We start from the raw sequence: 412 nt of genomic DNA, 5'->3' as shown, positions 1-412 counted from the left end.
CACTTAAACCTTTTAGAATTATAGCTCCAGCAGGGTATCGCTTAATTCAATTCAAAAGTGTTCCGAATTTTGAAAAAATTGAAACATTAGCAATTAAATTATCAAGGACACCAATTAGCTTTCGTGGGGAAATTCCTTTAAATCATTCAAATGGTGATTTAGAATCTGGTGTTCTTGTTAGAGTTAACAGTTTAGAAGAAATTCTAAAACCTAGAAAAGATAAAGCATATATTTTACCTAATGGAGAAATGTATATTCTTGATAATGAGGGAAAGCAACTTATTAAAATAGGCGGTAGTGGTGGGAATATTGACTTAACGAAGTATGCGAAAAAACCAGAAGATATTGATATCATGGACCCGCAACTAAAGGCATTCATTGAAGAAGTCATAAAAGAGTAGGAGTGATTGGT

General features: G+C 32.5%; 1 protein-coding gene. It reads left to right on the top strand.

The window, feature by feature from the left end:
* Window positions 1-401, top strand: a 401-nt coding sequence (locus tag IR141_RS12895) for a hypothetical protein (protein ID WP_135037841.1), incomplete at its 5' end; no start/stop codon positions are given.
* Between the last annotated feature and the right edge of the window lie 11 nt (window positions 402-412).

The sequence above is a fragment of the Neisseria sp. 19428wB4_WF04 genome, assembly GCF_015235335.1.
Taxonomy (GTDB): domain Bacteria; phylum Pseudomonadota; class Gammaproteobacteria; order Burkholderiales; family Neisseriaceae; genus Neisseria; species Neisseria musculi.
Note: the sequence above shows the minus strand (reverse complement) of the source record. Positions and strands in the feature narration are given on the sequence as shown.